The 15,615-nt window shown below is 73.4% G+C and carries 15 protein-coding genes and 1 pseudogene; 10 read left to right on the top strand and 6 right to left on the bottom strand.

From position 1 onward, the window contains the following. Positions 1-64: 64 nt before the first annotated feature. Both BJF80_RS12810 and BJF80_RS12815 read right to left on the bottom strand, forming a co-directional pair. The gene (locus BJF80_RS12810; RefSeq protein WP_075814170.1) at positions 65-1,459 is read right to left on the bottom strand and encodes a cation:proton antiporter; all 1,395 of its coding nucleotides are present in this window, start codon (positions 1,457-1,459) and stop codon (positions 65-67) included. 63 nt (positions 1,460-1,522) lie between these two features. Continuing rightward, positions 1,523-2,644 carry a DUF3866 family protein gene (locus BJF80_RS12815; protein WP_075814172.1) on the bottom strand — a complete coding sequence of 374 codons (1,122 nt, stop codon included), beginning with the start codon at positions 2,642-2,644 and terminating at the stop codon, positions 1,523-1,525. Between the two features lie 58 nt (positions 2,645-2,702). On the opposite strand from BJF80_RS12815, the gene BJF80_RS20380 reads away from it, so the two are divergent. From BJF80_RS20380 to BJF80_RS12850, 8 genes are all read left to right on the top strand, one after another. Next, a complete protein-coding gene (locus BJF80_RS20380; protein WP_237767607.1) occupies positions 2,703-3,197 on the top strand; it encodes a helix-turn-helix transcriptional regulator in 495 nt (164 codons plus the stop codon). Continuing rightward, entirely contained in the window at positions 3,107-3,715 is a 609-nt protein-coding gene (locus BJF80_RS20385; RefSeq protein WP_237767608.1) for a helix-turn-helix transcriptional regulator, read from the top strand. Before BJF80_RS20380 ends, BJF80_RS20385 begins: the two co-directional genes overlap by 91 nt. Continuing rightward, on the top strand, positions 3,715-4,731 hold the full coding sequence (locus tag BJF80_RS12825) for a helix-turn-helix transcriptional regulator (RefSeq protein ID WP_083673666.1): 1,017 nt from the start codon (positions 3,715-3,717) through the stop codon (positions 4,729-4,731). The genes BJF80_RS20385 and BJF80_RS12825 overlap by 1 nt, the downstream gene beginning before the upstream one ends. A 58-nt stretch (positions 4,732-4,789) precedes the next feature. Further along, a complete protein-coding gene (gene tatA, locus BJF80_RS12830; protein WP_075814174.1) occupies positions 4,790-5,077 on the top strand; it encodes a Sec-independent protein translocase subunit TatA in 288 nt (95 codons plus the stop codon). 30 nt (positions 5,078-5,107) lie between these two features. Beyond that, positions 5,108-5,935 carry a twin-arginine translocase subunit TatC gene (gene tatC / locus BJF80_RS12835; RefSeq protein WP_237767609.1) on the top strand — a complete coding sequence of 276 codons (828 nt, stop codon included), beginning with the start codon at positions 5,108-5,110 and terminating at the stop codon, positions 5,933-5,935. Continuing rightward, on the top strand, positions 5,932-6,819 hold the full coding sequence (locus BJF80_RS12840) for a diacylglycerol/lipid kinase family protein (protein ID WP_075814176.1): 888 nt from the start codon (positions 5,932-5,934) through the stop codon (positions 6,817-6,819). Before tatC ends, BJF80_RS12840 begins: the two co-directional genes overlap by 4 nt. 14 nt (positions 6,820-6,833) lie before the next feature. Continuing rightward, positions 6,834-9,776 carry a DEAD/DEAH box helicase gene (locus tag BJF80_RS12845; protein WP_075814178.1) on the top strand — a complete coding sequence of 981 codons (2,943 nt, stop codon included), beginning with the start codon at positions 6,834-6,836 and terminating at the stop codon, positions 9,774-9,776. Between the two features lie 122 nt (positions 9,777-9,898). Then, complete coding sequence (locus BJF80_RS12850) at positions 9,899-11,104, top strand: acetyl-CoA C-acetyltransferase (RefSeq protein ID WP_075814180.1); 1,206 nt, start codon at positions 9,899-9,901, stop codon at positions 11,102-11,104. Here BJF80_RS12850 and BJF80_RS12855 read toward each other — a convergent pair. Together BJF80_RS12855 and BJF80_RS12860 are read right to left on the bottom strand one after the other, a co-directional pair. Further along, the gene (locus tag BJF80_RS12855; protein WP_075814182.1) at positions 11,097-11,669 is read right to left on the bottom strand and encodes a phosphatase PAP2 family protein; all 573 of its coding nucleotides are present in this window, start codon (positions 11,667-11,669) and stop codon (positions 11,097-11,099) included. The two genes, BJF80_RS12850 and BJF80_RS12855, sit on opposite strands and share 8 nt — an antisense overlap. Before the next feature lie 121 nt (positions 11,670-11,790). Continuing rightward, a pseudogene (locus tag BJF80_RS12860) lies at positions 11,791-12,758 on the bottom strand (5'-3' exonuclease). Positions 12,759-12,793: 35 nt separating this feature from the next. Between BJF80_RS12860 and BJF80_RS12865 the strand changes: the two are divergent. Then, positions 12,794-13,072: a hypothetical protein gene (locus BJF80_RS12865; RefSeq protein WP_075814184.1), complete on the top strand. Its 279-nt coding sequence runs from the start codon at positions 12,794-12,796 to the stop codon at positions 13,070-13,072. Between the two features lie 5 nt (positions 13,073-13,077). Then, on the top strand, positions 13,078-13,542 hold the full coding sequence (locus tag BJF80_RS12870; RefSeq protein WP_075814186.1) for an Lrp/AsnC family transcriptional regulator: 465 nt from the start codon (positions 13,078-13,080) through the stop codon (positions 13,540-13,542). Between the two features lie 62 nt (positions 13,543-13,604). On the opposite strand, the gene ybaK is transcribed toward BJF80_RS12870, so the two are convergent. Together ybaK and BJF80_RS12880 are read right to left on the bottom strand one after the other, a co-directional pair. Further along, positions 13,605-14,099, bottom strand: coding sequence for a Cys-tRNA(Pro) deacylase (gene ybaK / locus BJF80_RS12875; protein ID WP_075814188.1), 495 nt, complete (start codon positions 14,097-14,099; stop codon positions 13,605-13,607). A 22-nt stretch (positions 14,100-14,121) separates the two neighbouring features. Further along, a complete protein-coding gene (locus BJF80_RS12880; RefSeq protein ID WP_075814190.1) occupies positions 14,122-15,594 on the bottom strand; it encodes a KamA family radical SAM protein in 1,473 nt (490 codons plus the stop codon). Positions 15,595-15,615: the final 21 nt, after the last annotated feature.

Raw genomic sequence — 15,615 nt, forward strand, 5'->3', positions numbered from 1 at the left:
CATACCGGGCAACCATTCACGACGCCCGGTCGGGTCTGGGGCAACCATGGGCGGCGCCCGGTGGTCAGGGGGAGGAGTCGGTGAGGCGGGCGCGGTCGCGCTCCAGCCACGCCATGACCGGCGTCGCGAGCACCCCGTGCACGACGACCGAGAGCACGATCGTGAAGACGCAGGTGGCCCAGAGCCACCGCTCGCCGGTCCAGCTCGCCTCGGAGAGGGCGTAGGACAAGTAGTAGAGCGTCCCCACGCCGCGGATGCCGAAGAAGGCGGTGATGGCCCGCTCGCGCCGCGCGAGCGGTCGGTGCACGTCCTCGGCCGTGCGCCAGCGCCCGACCGCCAGGGCGGCCCACCCGGACAGCGGCCGGATGAGCAGCACCAGCGCGACGCCGACGAGCACACCACGCCAGTCGAGGTGCTCCAGCGCCCCGTCGGTGAGCGCGATGCCGACGAAGAGCAGCACGACGAGCGTCAGCAGCCGTTCCAGTCGTTCCACCACACCGTGCATGTGCTCGTGGAACTCGTGCCGGCGCGCCTGGGAGCGCATCGCCATCGCGCAGACGAAGACCGACAAGAAGCCGTAGCCCTGCGCCACCTCGGCGACGCCGTAGGACACCAGCATCGCGGCCAGCGCCAGCAGCGCCTCGCCCTGCTCGGCGAGCCGCAGCGCCTGCTGGCGCGACCGGAAGGCGATGTAGGCCATGAGCCACCCGACCGCGAGGCCGACCACGAGCCCGATGACGACCTTGCCGACCAGCTCGAAGCCCAGCCACCGCCACCCCCACTCCGCGACCGGCCCGAGGGTCACGAGGAAGATCGCGGCGTAGACGAAGGGGAAGGCCAGCGCGTCGTTGAGGCCGGCCTCGGAGGTCAGCGCGAAGCGCACCTCGTCGTGGTCGGTGATCTCGTCGTCGTGCAACTGGTCGACGACGTCACCGGCGTCCTGCCGGCCGCCCGAGGCCTCGTCGTCACCGCCCTCGTCATCGCGCCCGGGACGGCGGATCGCCGGCCCGTCGACCTGCACGTCGCTCGCCAGCACCGGGTCGGTCGGCGCGAGCACGGCACCCAGCAGCAGTGCCTGGGCCACACCGAGCCCCAGCCCCCACCAGCCCAGCAGGAAGACGCCCGCGATGGTGAGCGGCATCGCGATCCCGAGCAGCTTCCAGGTCGCCGCCCAGGTGCGGAAGGTGCCGGGGTGCCGCCAGGTCAGCGGCCGGTCCAGCGCCAGACCCACGCCCATGAGCGCGAGCAGCACGGTGAACTCGGTGACGTGCTCGATCGTCTCCCGCTGGTCGGTGGGGTCGAAGGAGAAGCCGGAGCCGAACGGCAGCAGGCCGATGAGCGCGCCGACGACGATGAGGATGACCGGCGCCGAGAGCCAGGCGCGGGTGAGCAGGCTGGGCAGCGCGACCGCGAGCAGCAGCACCGCGCCGCCGAGCAGGAAGACCAGGTCGGAGGACATCGCCGCCTCAGGCGTCCGCGAACTTGACGAGGTATGCCGTGGCGCCAGGGGAGTCCATGGCGGTCACCCTAGATCCCCGACCAGCGTCGCGGCGTGCCGACCAGCCACGGCGGCGACGAGGAAGCTCGCAGGGTCCTCCTCCAGGCCGCGGCCCATCGTGGACAGGGTCACCGGGACGTCCCGCAGCGCGTCGAGGAGCCCGCAGGTGTCCACGTCGACCACGGTGAGGTGGGGCGCGTCGTCGGCCAGCGCCCGGGCCTCCTCCCGCACCCGACGCAGGCAGCTCGCCAGCGGGTCCGTCAGGCGGTCCGTCGTCGCCGGCACCGGCACGTCGGCCGCGTGGGCCAGGACCCGGCCGAAGGCCGTGGCGCTGTGGTGCGACAGTCCGCGGTGCCGCTCGCGGGCGTCCGCCTGCGACACCCGCAGCCCGGCCACCGGCCGTCCGCCCAGGACCCCCGCGGCGTTGAGCGCCTCGCCCGCGGCCACCCCGGAGAAGCCCCACCGGGTGTCGGTGCCCAGATTGCCCGGTCCCTGCACGACCACCGCGAGGTCGGCACCGACGACGTGCCGGGCCGCGAGCAGGGCGGTGTGCACCGTGACCGCCTCAAGGTCGCCGCCATAGGCCTGCCCGGCGGTGATGTTCGCCGCGAGCCACCCCGCGTCGCGCAGCCCGGCCACCGTGCGCGACCACGCCAGCGGCAACGCCCCGCCGTCGGTCATGACATAGGCGACCCGGGCGCGGGGTGCTCGTTCGCGGACGCCCGCGAGCACCGCGGGCAGCGCCGAGTGCAGGTCGGTGGCGAGGACGGGCAGTCCGTCGAGGTCGTCGGCCTCGGCCAGCGTGCCGTGGTGCTCGCCCTCGGGGTCGTCCACGCCGAGCACCATCGGCTGCAGCGGGGTGTAGCGCGCCTTGACCAGGTGACCCGGCGCCGGGTGCGTCGTCCCCGGCCAGGCGCCCGGCCGGTCCGGGATCGCGACGACGAGGGCATACCCCCCGGTGCCCAGTCCCCGCTCCAGCGCGGTGATGTTGAGCAGCACCCGGTCGCCGATCACCGGTGCGCCGACCAGCTCGAGGTAGGCGAGCGCCCGCACGGTCGCGTCGCCGTCCAGGTCGACGGAGACGACCACCACCCCGTCCCAGCCGGGCAGCAGCTCGCGCACCCGACCCTCGCGCCACGTCATCACGACAGGTGAGCCTATAGATGCCCGGGTCCGGGGAGCCCGGACGGTAGCCTGTCGGACCATGGCGACGAAGGCGAGCGCGGGGGTCAGCCCTGCCACGGCGAAGACCGAACGCCTGCTCAACCTCGTGATCGCCCTGCTGCACACGCGGCAGCCGCTGTCCAAGGCCAAGCTGCGCCAGGCGGTGCCCGACTACGCCGCGGGCAGCGTCGAGGCCTTCGAGCGGATGTTCGAGCGGGACAAGGACGAGCTGCGGGCGCTGGGCATCCCGCTGCGCACCGAGCCGATCGACGCCTTCTTCGACGACGAGCCGGGCTACCGCATCGACCAGCGGGAGTACGCCCTGCCCGAGATCGACTTCGCCCCGGACGAGCTCGCGGTGCTGGGCCTGGCCGCGCGCTCCTGGAGCCAGGCCAGCCTCGCCGGGCCGCCGCGCAGGCGCTGCGCAAGCTGGACGCGGCCGGGGTGGTGCGCGACGAGTCGTCGGTCGCCGGGATCGAGCCGCTGCTGCACACCCCCGACCCGGCCTTCGAGCCGGTCCGGGATGCGGTCCTGACCCGCACGCCGATCACCTTCGACTACCGCGGCGGCAGCGGCGACCTCGCGCACCGTCGGGTCGAGCCCTGGGGGCTCACGAGCTGGCACGGCCGGTGGTACCTCACGGCCCACGACCTCGACCGCGAGGCGCCACGGGTCTTCCGGCTCGACCGCGTCGTCGGCACGCCGAAGCGTTCCGGCCGGGCCGGGGGGTATGCCGTCCCCGACGACCTCGACACGCTCGCCATGATCCGGCGCAGCGCCGGGGAGGACCCGCCGTCGGACCGGACCGCGCGGCTGCTCCTGCGCGACGGCGCGGCGGCCTCGCTGCGCCGCCGGGGGACGGCCACGACGGGTGGGGACGCACCCGAGGGCTGGAGTCTCGTGGACGTGGCCGCCGGGTCGTGGCCGCGCCTGGCGCGTGAGGTCTGCGCCGCGGGCCCCGACGTCCGTGTCGTCGACCCGCCGGAGCTGGCGACGCTCGTCGCCGACCAGCTCCGTGCGGTGGTCGCGGCGCACGGTGGGCAGGAGGGCTGATGGCCACCTACGAGAGCGCGACCTCCCGCGTGTCCCGGATGCTGACGATGGTCCCCTGGCTGGTGCACCGCCAGGGCATCGATCTGTCCACGGCGGCCGCCGAGCTCGGCGTCACCGAGGAGCAGGTCGTCGAGGACCTGCAGGTGCTCTTCCTGTGCGGGCTGCCCGGGCACTACCCGGACGACCTCATCGAGGCCTCCTGGGAGGGCGGCCGGGTCTTCGTCGGCAACGCCGACACCATCGCCCGCCCGCTGCGGCTGGGACGCGACGAGGCGCTGGCCCTCATCGTCGCGCTCCGCGCCCTGGCGGCGACACCGGGGCTGGCCGAGCGGGACGCCATCGACCGGGCGCTGGCCAAGCTCGAGGCGGCCGCGGGGGAGGGCGCCACAGGGGCCGCCCAGGTGCAGGTCGCCCTGGAGCAGCCCGTCGACGACGAGCTCGCCGGACGGGTGCGCACCGGCCTGACCGAGCGACGGCGCCTGCACCTGCGCTACACCTCGGCCAGCCGCGACGAGACCACCGAGCGCGACGTCGACCCGCTGCGGGTGCTCTCGGTCGACGGCCGGTGGTACCTCGAGGGGTGGTGCCACCGCGCCCAGGACCTCCGGCTGTTCCGGCTCGACCGGATCGAGGCGGTCGACGTCCTCGACACGGACGCCACACCGCCGGAGGAGCTGCCGACCCGCGCGGTCGGGACCGGGGTATACCGTCCCGACCCGCAGGACCAGACCGTCACCCTCGACCTCGCGCCGGCCTCGGCCTGGGTGGCCGAGCAGATCCCGGCCGAGGAGGTCGCGACGCTCGAGGACGGCTCGGTGCGGATGACCCTGCGCGTGGCCGACCCGCGCTGGCTGGTGCGGCTCGTCCTGCGCGAGGGCGGTGGGGTCACGGTCCTTGAGCCGGCGGGCATGGTCACTGCTGTCCGCGAGGCCGCGGCGGCGGGCCTCGCCGGCGTCACGGGCGGCGACGGGACCGGCGACCGGAACACCCCCGGGGGGCGCCGCCCGTTAGACTGACGGACGTCACCGCCCGTGGCAGGTGTCCGCGGGCCCCGATCGAGAGCGAGCATCCCCCATGCGTCTCCAGGCCTGGCACATCGTGGTCCTCATCGTGGCCTTCGTCCTGCTCTTCGGGTGGAAGAACCTGCCCAACATGGCTCGGTCCATGGGGGAGTCGATGCGCGTCTTCAAGTCGGAGGTCGACCAGATGAAGGACGAGGGCGAGGCCCGGAAGGACGCCAAGGACTCCGAGCGGCCCGCCCTCGACGAGCGCAGCAAGAGCGGCGACACCGACACCGCCCGCGCCGAGTACGACGCGATGAAGCGTCGCGAGGGCGGCGAGGGCGCCGGCACCGGCGCCTGAGCGTCCTGCTCGCCTCCCATCACACTCGTCGTGGCCCGCACCGACCGCCCGAGCCGGCGCCGCCGGGACCCCCAGGGTCGGATGGCGCTGGCCGAGCACTTCCGGGAGCTGCGCAACCGGCTGACGATCAGCGTCCTGGCGATCGGTGTGCTCTCGGTGGTGGGGTGGTACTGGTACGACGAGATCTTCTCCTTCGTGAACGCACCCATCGTCAACGTCGCTCGAGAGCGCGGAGATGACGAGGTGATGCTGCGCTTCCGCAACATCACCGAGCCCTTCGCCATGCAGCTGCGGGTGGCCGTCTTCAGCGGCATCCTGCTGGCGAGCCCGATCTGGCTGTGGCAGATCTGGGCCTTCCTGCTGCCCGGCCTCACCCGCCCGGAGAAGCGGATCGCGCTGTCCTACTTCTTCATCTCGATCCCGCTGTTCTTCGCCGGCGCGGCGCTGGCCGCCTTCACCTTCCCGCGGCTGGTCGCGATCCTGCTCAGCTTCACCCCTGTGGGTGCGGCCAACCTGCCTGATGCGCAGGACTTCCTGACGCTGTGGCTCTACTTCATGCTCGCCTTCGGCCTGGCGTTCCTGCTGCCGGTCGTGCTGGTGGCCGCCAACCAGATCGGGGTCCTGTCCGCCCGGATGATGCTGCGCAGCTGGCGGGTCGTCCTCTTCGGCATCCTCGTCTTCTCGGCCTTCATGACCCCGGACCCCAGCGCGTGGACCATGCTGGCCATGGCCTCCCCGGTCTTCGCCCTCTACTGGTGCGCGGTCGGCGTCGCCTTCCTCATGGAGCGCCGCCGGGCGAAGAAGAACCCGGACCGCTATGCCGGACTCTCGCCCGACGAGGCAACCCCCCTGTCATGAGGTATGCGCTCGCCCACGGCCGACGCTCGGGCCGGCGGGGCGGGGCGGTCCTGGGCGAGCAGGCCGTGCGGCGGCTCCGTGCCGAGGGCCACGACGTGGTGGAGGTCGTCGGCGACTCGCTGGAGCAGGTGCGGGCGGCGTGCGCGGCGCTCGTGGCGGACGGCGTCGACGTGCTGGCGGTCGCCGGCGGGGACGGCCTGGTGAGCCTGGGCGCCGACGTCTGCGCCGGCGCGGGCACGACGCTGGGCGTCCTGCCCGCCGGCACCGGCAATGACAACGCCCGCAGCCTGCGTCTCCCGCGCGAGCCCGACGCCGCGATCGACGTGCTCCTGACCGGCACCCCGCGCACCGTGGACACCCTGCACCTCAGCGACCTGGACCGAAGTGTGCTCGGCTCGGTCTGCTGCGCGCTGGACGCCCGGATCAACGCCCGCGCCAACGAGTGGCCACGCTGGCTCGGCGCCAGCAGCTACACGCTCTCCGCGCTCGTCGAGATCGCCCTGCTGCGCCGCCAGCCGCCGCTGCACTACCGGCTCGAGGTCGACGGCCGGACCCGCGACCTCGACGCCCTCATCGTGGTCGCGGCGACGATGCCCTACCTCGGCGGCGGGCTACCGCTCGCCCCCGACGCCGACCCGGCCGACGGCCTGCTGGACCTGGTCGTCGTGAGCCCCGTCTCGCCGCCCGAGGCGGTCGGGCTGCTGCGCGCGATCCGGGCGGGACGGCATACCTCCCACCCGGCGGTGCACCTCACCCGGGCCCGGGAGGTGCTCGTCGAGGGCCCACCGGACATCGTCGCCCACGGGGACGGCGAGCCGCTCGCGGCGCTGCCCCTGGGCGTGCGGGTCGACCCCGCGAGCCTGCGGGTGCTCACCCCCGCCTGACGTAGCCTGGAGGCATGTCCACCCCCGCGGAGCGATATGCGGCCTCGCGTGCACGCGCGAGGTGGGAGTCCACCCCGGCGGGGCGGTTCACCGCCTCCCTCGGCTTCGAGCCCGACCCCTTCCAGCTGGAGGCGATCGAGGCGGTGCAGGGCGGCGCCGGCGTGCTCGTCGCGGCGCCCACGGGGGCGGGCAAGACCGTGGTCGGCGAGTTCGCCGTGGCCCTCGCCCTGGAGACCGGCCGCAAGGCGTTCTACACGACCCCGATCAAGGCGCTGTCCAACCAGAAGTACCACGACCTCGTCGCCCGCCACGGCCCCGACAAGGTCGGCCTCCTCACCGGCGACTCCTCCATCAACGGCGAGGCGCCGGTGGTCGTCATGACGACCGAGGTCCTGCGCAACATGATGTATGCCTCCTCGCCCACCCTGGAGGGACTCGGCTTCGTCGTCATGGACGAGGTGCACTACCTCGCCGACCGCTGGCGCGGTGCGGTCTGGGAGGAGGTCATCATCCACCTGCCGGAGTCGGTGCAGGTGATCTCGCTGTCGGCGACGGTCAGCAACGCCGAGGAGTTCGGCGACTGGCTGCGGCAGGTCCGTGGCCGCGGCGACGCCGGCTCGCTGCGGGTCATCGTCTCCGAGCACCGGCCGGTGCCGCTGTGGCAGCACATGATGGTCGGCCAGCGGATGTACGACCTCTTCGTCACCGACGGCACCCGGGCCGACCCCGGCACCGACGGCACCACCCGGGTGAACCCCGAGCTGCTGCAGGCGATCTCGGCCGCCGAGCGGTCCGCCCGCTCCGAGGGCGGGTGGCGCCGGGAGGACGCCGGCGGGCCCCGCGGCCGACGGGGCGACCGGCGCGCCAAGGGAGGTCCGAGAGGGGCTCGGGACGACCGGCGGGGCGGTCGTGGCAGCGCTCAGGGCCGGGGCCCGCGCCCGGCCGAGCGCGGCCGCCGCGACGACGGCGCGCAGAGCATGCGCTACAGCCGCGGTGACGCCGGCTTGGCGCGCGGGTCGCTGCCCGGCGGGGTCGCCAGCCGGGCCCAGGTCATCGACCGGCTCGACCGCGAGGCGCTGCTGCCGGCGATCACCTTCATCTTCAGCCGGGCCGGCTGCGACGCCGCGGTCCAGCAGCTCCTGGGGCGCGGAACCCGGCTCATCCCCGAGGAGCAGGGGCAGACGATCCGCGCGCTCGTGGCCGAGCGGGTGGCGGAGGTCGACCCCGCCGACCTCGGGGTGCTGGGCTACCACGACTTCGTCGAGGGGCTCTCGCGCGGCTACGCCGCCCACCACGCAGGCATGCTGCCGCTGTTCCGGGAGATCGTCGAGGAGCTCTTCACCGCCGGGCAGGTCCGGTCCGTCTTCGCCACCGAGACCCTGGCGCTCGGGATCAACATGCCCGCCCGCACCGTCGTGCTGGAGAAGCTGGTGAAGTTCAACGGCGAAGAGCACGCACCGGTCACCCCGGCGGAGTACACCCAGCTCACCGGGCGCGCCGGGCGTCGCGGCATCGACGTCGAGGGGCACGCCGTGGTCCTGTGGCGCCGCGGCGTGGACCCGATGGACGTCGCCGGCCTCGCCTCGACCCGCACCTACCCGCTGCGCAGCTCCTTCCGGCCCAGCTCCAACATGGCGGTCAACCTCGTGGCGCAGTACGGCCGGGAGCGCGCCCACGAGCTGCTGCAGTCCAGCTTCGCGCAGTTCCAGGCCGACCGCTCCGTCGTGGGGCTGACGACCCAGGTGCGGCACAACCTCGAGGCGCTGGAGGGGTATGCCGCGTCCATGGTGTGCGACCGCGGCGACTTCCGGGAGTACGGCCGGCTGCGGCACGAGCTGTCCGAGCTGGAGAAGAAGGCGGCGCGGACCCGGCAGGCGCAGCGGCGCAGCCACATCGGCGAGGCACTGGAGACGCTCGAGCCGGGGCAGGTGGTCCAGCTCGACGGCGGGCGGCACGGCACGATGGCGGTCGTCGTCAAGGGCGCCCGGGGCCGCTCCGCCGGGCCCGAGCCCACCGTGGTCACCTCGCACGGCCGGGTGCAGCGGCTGACCGTCGCGGGTTTCCGCGACGTGCCCGAGGTCATCGGCAGCCTCAAGATCCCCTCGCACTTCAACGAGCGCAGCCCCAAGGCCCGCAAAGACCTCGCCGCGGCGCTGCGCAGCACGGTGCGCGAGCCGGTCCCCGGACAGCGCGGGCGCGACCGGGACGCCGGCAGACCGGCCGGAGTGGAGGCGCAGGTGGAGGAGCTGCGCGCGCAGCTGGCCGCGCACCCGTGCCACAGCTGCCCCGAGCGGGAGGACCACGCGCGCTGGTCGGCGCGGTGGTGGAAGCTGCGCAAGGAGACCGACGACCTGCAGCGCCGCGTCTCGCACCGCACCGGCACCCTCGCCGCGACCTTCGAGCGGATCTGCGACCTGCTGTCGGCGACCGGCTACCTCAGCGAGGACGGCCTGGAGGTGACGCCCGAGGGACAGCGGCTGCGGCGGATCTACACCGAGCTCGACCTCGTGGTGGCCGAGGCGCTGCGGCGCGGCACCTGGCGGCGCCTGACGCCCGCCGACCTCGCCTCCGTCGTCTCCGCGCTGGTCCACGAGGCGCGCGGCGACGAGCCGGGGGACCCGCCTACGCCCAGCGTCGAGGTCGCCGAGGCACTGGGGGAGATGGCAGCGATCTGGACGCAGGTGCAGTCAGGCAAGCTCGCGCACAACCTCACCGGCGACCGCGAGCTCGACCCCGGCATCACCTGGATGGTGCACCGCTGGGCCTCGGGCCGTGGCCTGGAGGAGGTGCTGCGCTCGGGCGACCTGTCGGCCGGTGACTTCGTGCGCCGCGCGAAGCAGGTCGTCGACCTGCTCGGGCAGATCGCGCAGGCCGCGGACGAGGAGGTCGCCGCCACGGCGCGGCGCGCCTCCTCGGCGATGCTCCGCGGTGTCGTCGCCGCCGACCGGCTCGACTGAGCACGCGAGGACCCAACGGTGCGGGTGAGGATGCTCGCGCAGCGAGCCTGGTTGCCCGGAACAGAGCTGACGCGCGAGCGCAGGGAGCGCCGGGCCGTCCCGGTGCTGCGTAGTCTTGGCCCATGGCCGAGATCGTCGTCTGCTCCCCGCTCCGCACCCCCGTCGGGGGATTCCTCGGCAGCCTGGCGAGCCTGTCCGCCGCCGACCTCGGGACCCGGCTGCTGCAGGTCCTGCTGGAGCGCACCGGGCTGCAGGACGGCGACGTCGACGACGTGATCCTCGGCAACGCCAACCCCTCGGGCGAGATCCCGGCCCTCGGCCGCATCGTCGCGCTCAACGCCGGGCTGGAGTCCGCACCCGGTGTGCAGCTGGACCGGCGCTGCGGGTCCGGCCTGCAGGCGGTGCTCACCGCGGCGTCGCAGGTCGCGAGCGGTGGCAGCCGGCTCGTCGTCGCCGGGGGAGCGGAGTCGATGAGCAGCGTCGAGCACTACGCCCTGCTGCGCCAGGGCGTCCGGGCCGGCGTCGAGCTGGCCGACCGGCTCGCCCGGGCGCGCTCGACCGCGGGCGGCGAGCACCACCCCGTCCCGGGAGGCATGATCGAGACGGCGGAGAACCTGCGGCGCGACTACGCAATCTCCCGGGAGGCGCAGGACGCGCTGGCGGTGCGCTCGCACCAGCGGGCGTCCGCCGCCCAGCGGGAGGGCCGGTTCGAGGCCGAGCTGGTCCCGATCGAGGTGAGCAGCCGTAGGGGCGTCACCGTCGTCGACACCGACGAGCACGTGAGACCCGACACCGACCAGGCGACCCTGGCCGGGCTGCGGCCGATCATGGGCCGCCAGGACCCCGAGGCGACCGTCACCGCGGGCAACGCCAGCGGTCAGAACGATGCGGCCGCGCTGTGCGTGGTCACCACCCGGCAGCGGGCCGACGAGCTCGGGCTGGTGCCCATGCTCGCGCTGCGGTCGTGGGCCGTCGCGGGGGTGGCTCCGGAGACGATGGGGATCGGCCCCGTGCCGGCGTCGGCGGCAGCCCTGGAGCGCGCCGGGCTCACGCTGGCCGACATGGACCTCGTCGAGCTCAACGAGGCCTTCGCCGCGCAGGCGCTCGCCGTGCTGCACGAGTGGGGTATGCCCGGCAGCGACCAGTGGGAGCGGCTCAACGTCAACGGGTCGGGGATCTCGCTGGGCCACCCGGTGGGGGCCACCGGCGCCCGCATCCTGGCGACGATGGCGCATGAGCTGCACCGCCGTGAGGGCCGCTACGCCCTGGAGACGATGTGCATCGGGGGAGGCCAGGGGCTGGCCGCGGTCTTCGAGCGGGTCAGCTGAGCCGCGCGCCGCTGCCCGTGTTGCCGCGCACCAGCAGGCCGAGCCCACCGGCGCCGACAGCGAGCAGCACGGAGGCGAGGACGTCGCTGGGCCGGTGATAGCCCAGCATGACGACCAGGGCACCCATCCACGCCGTCACGCCGGCCCCGAGCACCGCCGCGAGGGGCAGCCACCGCCGGGGCACGACCAGCAGCAGGGCCAGCCCCAGCGCCGCGGCCGCCCCGGTGTGGCCGCTCGGCAGCGAGTTCGACATCAGCCACGGGTCGGCCAGCTGCGGTCGCGTCAGCCCGGCCTTGAGCACCTGGGTCGCCCCGACGAGCAGCGGCACGGAGACGAGCACGGCGAGGCCCGTGCGCACCCGCCGCGCCAGCGCCACCACACCCACGGCCAGAGCCAGCGCGAGCAGCAGGTAGGGGTCGGGCAGCAGCGCATCGAGCGCCCGGTGCTGCGCACCGGTCACGGTGACAGCCTCCATGAGGCCGGTGTCGACGCGCTGGCCCGACGTCGTCCGGACGGCGAGGGCATACATCAGACCGAAGCCGACGGCCGCGCCCACGAGGAGCACCCAGGCAGCCGGGACGCGGTCGTCGACCGGCTGCTCGTGGCCGGACCGGCCTGCGGAGCCTGCGTCGTGGTCATGCCGCCACCGTAGGAGCGCGACCTGTGGGTGGCCTGTGGGGTGGGCGCTAGGGGCTCACCTCGAGCGCGGCCATGAGCCGGCCGACCGGGCTGCCGAGGTCGTAGGTCTCGACGAGCTGCTGCAGGGTGCCCGGGTCGGCGATCTCCCGCGGCAGGGTCAGCAGCACGTCGGGCACCGGGGCCTCCTGAGCGACGAGCACGACCTTCGGGGCGACGTCGAGATAGTCGGCGCCCGCCTCCAGGTTGGTGCGCCGGGCGCCCTTGATCGCCGGATCACCGCTATCGACCGCCGCGCGCAGGGCGGCGAGCGTGCCGTACTGCTCGATGAGCGCCGCAGCGGTCTTCTCCCCGATGCCCTTCACCCCGGGCAGCCCGTCCGAGGTGTCCCCGCGCAGCATCGACATCTCGGCGTAGGCCTGTCCGGTGGGGACGGCATACCGGGACATCAGGTCGGCCTGGTGGATCTCCTCGGCGTCCCGGACACCTTGCTTGGCGGTGTAGATCACCGTCACCCCCGCCTCGTCGTCGACCAGCTGGAACAGGTCGCGGTCGCCGGTGACCACACCGACGGGGATCCGCCGGCGGTGGCGCGCGGTGAGGGTGCCGATGACGTCGTCCGCCTCGTAGCCGTCCGCACCGAGGATCGGGATGCGACGGCGTCCAGCACCCGCCGGATGATCGGGACCTGGACCTCCAGCTCAGGTGGAGCCTCCTCCTTGTCCTCGCGGCCCTCCGGCCCCTCGACCAGACGGTGAGCCTTGTAGGACGGGATCGCCTCGACCCGGAAGGCCGGTCGCCAGTCGTTGTCCCAGCAGCAGACGAGGTGGGTGGGGGAGAAGCGTCCGACCAGCGTGGCGATCATGTCCACGAGCCCGCGGACCGCGTTGGTCGGCGTGCCGTCGGGCGCCTCGCGCAGGTCCTTGACGCCGAAGTAGGCGCGGAAGTAGAGCGAGGCCGTGTCGAGCAACAGCAGCTGCGGCGGGGCGACGGCACGATCGTCGGCAGGTGCGGTCATGGCGCTCACCCTAGTGGCCCGGGGTAGCGTGAGGTATGCCTCGCCGCCTCGCCCTCGTCCTGCTGGTCGTGGGCCTCGGCGTCAGCGCCTGGGTGCTCTTCGGGCCGCTCTGGGACACCGCGGAGGGGGAGAACCCGCTGACCCGTCCCCCTGGGCCCGACTACGCGGCGGTGCTGCGTCTCGCGCTCCCGACCCTGGCCCTGGGCGCCCTCGTGGGCGCGCTTCTGCTGCTGCTCCCGACGGGCGGTCGGGACGCCACCGACGCCGCGCACGAGGTGGCTGCCGACCATCCGGAGCACCCACAACTAGGCTGACCGGCATGGAGCCGCTGGACCGCCACATCGTCACTGTCCTCGCGCAGGACGGGCGCATCAGCTTCGCCGACCTCGGGCGTCAGGTCGGGCTGTCGACGTCCGCGGTGCACCAGCGGGTCAAGCGGCTCGAGGAGCGGGGGATCATCACCGGCTACCGGGCGGTCGTCGACTACGCCTCGGTCGGGCTGCCGCTGACGGCGCTCATGTCGGTGACGCCCTTCGACCCCTCGGACGACGACGACATCCCGGAGCGGCTGGCGCACATCGAGGAGATCGTCGCCTGCTGGTCGGTCGCCGGCGACGAGAACTACGTGCTGCTCATCCGGGTGCCCCGGCCGCAGGACCTGGAGGAGCTGCTCGGCCGCATCCGGCAGCAGGGCTCCTGCTCGACCAACACCACCATCGTGCTGTCCACCCCGTGGGAGGACCGCCTCGGCAGCCTGCCGGTGCACACCCCCGAGTTGACCTGACCCACCCCACCGGGCGTCGCCTGTGGTTGCCCCCGACCCCACCGGGCGTCGCGTGTGGTGGCCTACGACCGTCGCGCGATGCCGGCGATGGTCCCGCGGGTCACGGCGAGGAGGTCGGCGGGTGCCAGCTCCAGGTCCAGACCGCGGCGTCCTCCGCTCACGAGGATCGTGTCGCGCTGCTGCGCGGACTCGTCCAGCACCGTCTCGAGGGATCGCTTCTGCCCGATGGGGCTGATCCCTCCGACCACGTATCCGGTGACCCGCTCCGCGGTGGCCACGTCCGCCATGGCGACCCGCTTGAGCCCGAGCGCGGCCGCCATCGCCTTGAGATCGAGCTGTCCGTCCACCGGGACGATGCCCACGGCGAGCTCGCGCTCACCCTGCACGAGCAACGTCTTGAACACCCTGGCCTGCGCCACCCCGAGGGCCTTCGCCGCCTCGGTCCCGTAGGACGCCGCCGCGGGGTCGTGCTCGTAGGCACGGACCGCATACCTGATGCCCGCCCGGTCCAGGGCCACCGTCGCCGGGGTCCCGCCCGAGCTCCTCGTCCGCGCCATCGCCGCAGGGTAGGGCGGGTGCTCAGACGAGCTGGTCGACCGAGGCCTGGCGGGAGGCCGCGGCCGCGGCGACGGCCTTCTCCTGCTGACCGGCCTCGTCGGTCCCGTGCACCTCCGCCGCCTGCTGCCGCCACCAGTCCTGCCCGCTGACGGGCAGGGTGTCGATCGGGTCGTAGTAGACGTACTCCGCGCTCGTGACGTCGACGTCCTCGCCCTCAATCGAGGTGCGGTAGTTCTTGCGCCAGTAGGAGATGCCGCGCTCGGTGTCGTAGGTGTCGACCTGGTGCACCCAGCGCTTGCCCACGAAGGGCACGTCGCACACGATGCGCGGGGTCGCGAAGCCGGGCAGGTAGCCGAGCAACGAGTGCTGCAGGTGCTGGGCGTGGGCGAGCGAGACCCGCCAGTGCTCGCTGAACGGGATCATGTCGCACATGTAGAAGTAGTAGGGCGTGATCATGGCCTCGTCCGCCATCGCGAAGCAGAGGTCGAGCAGCTGCGCAGAGGTGTCGTTGACCCCGCGCATCAGCACCCCCTGGTTGCGGACGTCGCGGATGCCGGCCTCGAGCATCGCCCTGCTCGCCTCGGCGACGAGCGGGGTGACGGACTGCGCGGCGTTGATGTGGGTGTGGATCGCCAGGCCGACCCCGCGCTCGCGGGCCTTCCCGGCGACGCGGGACACGCCCTCGACGGTGTCCGGCGCGAGCCAGTGCTGCGGCATACCCATGAGGGCCTTCGTGGCCAGGCGCACGTCCCGGATGTTCTCGATCTCGAGCAGCTGGTCCAGCCAGGCCTCGAGGTTCTTCCAGGGCATGTTGGCGACGTCGCCGCCGGACACCACCACGTCGCGCACGCCGGGGGTGGCGCGCAGGTAGTCCAGGATCGCGGTGTGCCGGTCCACCGGCTTGCCCGCGAGCTTGAGCTTGGTGATCGTGGGGGTGGAGTTGCCGACGAGGTCCATCCGGGTGCAGTGCCCGCAGTACTGCGGGCAGGTCGGCAGCATCTCCGCCAGCACCTTGGTGGGGTAGCGGTGGGTGAGCCCCTCGGCGACCCACATGTCGTGCTCGTGCAGGCTGTCGCGCGTGGCGTAGGGGTGGCTCGACCAGTCGGTGCGCCGGTCGGAGAAGACTGGGAGCATGTAGCGGCGCACCGGGTCGGCGAGGAAGGCCTGAGTGAACTCGGTCCCGGCAGCAGGCATCCGCCCGTCGGCCCAGGTGATCTCGCTGACCATGGTGTTGAGCATCTGCGGCGGCAGCAGCATCGACATCGTGGCCCGCTGCGTCTGGTCCTGCTCCAGGTCGGCGTAGAAGTCGTCGGTCAGCAGGTCGCCCATCACGGTGCGCAGCTGGCCGATGTTCTTCACGCAGTTGACCCGCTGCCACTGCACGTCGGCCCACTGCTCGGCGGTGACGTCCTTCCACCCGGGGAAGCGGGTCCAGTCGGGTTCCACCAGCTCGCGGCGTCGGTAGACGTAGGGCTGCTCGATCTGTGCGCTCATACCGAGCATGCTACGGATTAT

The sequence above is a fragment of the Serinicoccus sp. CUA-874 genome, from assembly GCF_001942225.1.
Taxonomy (GTDB): Bacteria; Actinomycetota; Actinomycetes; order Actinomycetales; family Dermatophilaceae; genus Ornithinicoccus; species Ornithinicoccus marinus.

Excerpts from the sequence above, each read along its gene's own strand:
- BJF80_RS12865 (WP_075814184.1), top strand. The coding sequence starts at position 12,794 with ATGCCTCGCCGCCTCGCCCTCGTCCTGCTGGTCGTGGGCCTCGGCGTC.
- BJF80_RS12870 (WP_075814186.1), top strand. The coding sequence starts at position 13,078 with ATGGAGCCGCTGGACCGCCACATCGTCACTGTCCTCGCGCAGGACGGG.
- BJF80_RS12840 (WP_075814176.1), top strand. The coding sequence starts at position 5,932 with ATGAGGTATGCGCTCGCCCACGGCCGACGCTCGGGCCGGCGGGGCGGG.
- BJF80_RS12825 (WP_083673666.1), top strand. The coding sequence starts at position 3,715 with ATGGCCACCTACGAGAGCGCGACCTCCCGCGTGTCCCGGATGCTGACG.
- BJF80_RS12810 (WP_075814170.1), bottom strand. The coding sequence starts at position 1,459 with ATGTCCTCCGACCTGGTCTTCCTGCTCGGCGGCGCGGTGCTGCTGCTC.
- BJF80_RS12880 (WP_075814190.1), bottom strand. The coding sequence starts at position 15,594 with ATGAGCGCACAGATCGAGCAGCCCTACGTCTACCGACGCCGCGAGCTG.
- ybaK (WP_075814188.1), bottom strand. The coding sequence starts at position 14,099 with ATGGCGCGGACGAGGAGCTCGGGCGGGACCCCGGCGACGGTGGCCCTG.
- BJF80_RS12850 (WP_075814180.1), top strand. The coding sequence starts at position 9,899 with ATGGCCGAGATCGTCGTCTGCTCCCCGCTCCGCACCCCCGTCGGGGGA.
- BJF80_RS12845 (WP_075814178.1), top strand. The coding sequence starts at position 6,834 with ATGTCCACCCCCGCGGAGCGATATGCGGCCTCGCGTGCACGCGCGAGG.
- tatA (WP_075814174.1), top strand. The coding sequence starts at position 4,790 with ATGCGTCTCCAGGCCTGGCACATCGTGGTCCTCATCGTGGCCTTCGTC.
- BJF80_RS20380 (WP_237767607.1), top strand. The coding sequence starts at position 2,703 with ATGGCGACGAAGGCGAGCGCGGGGGTCAGCCCTGCCACGGCGAAGACC.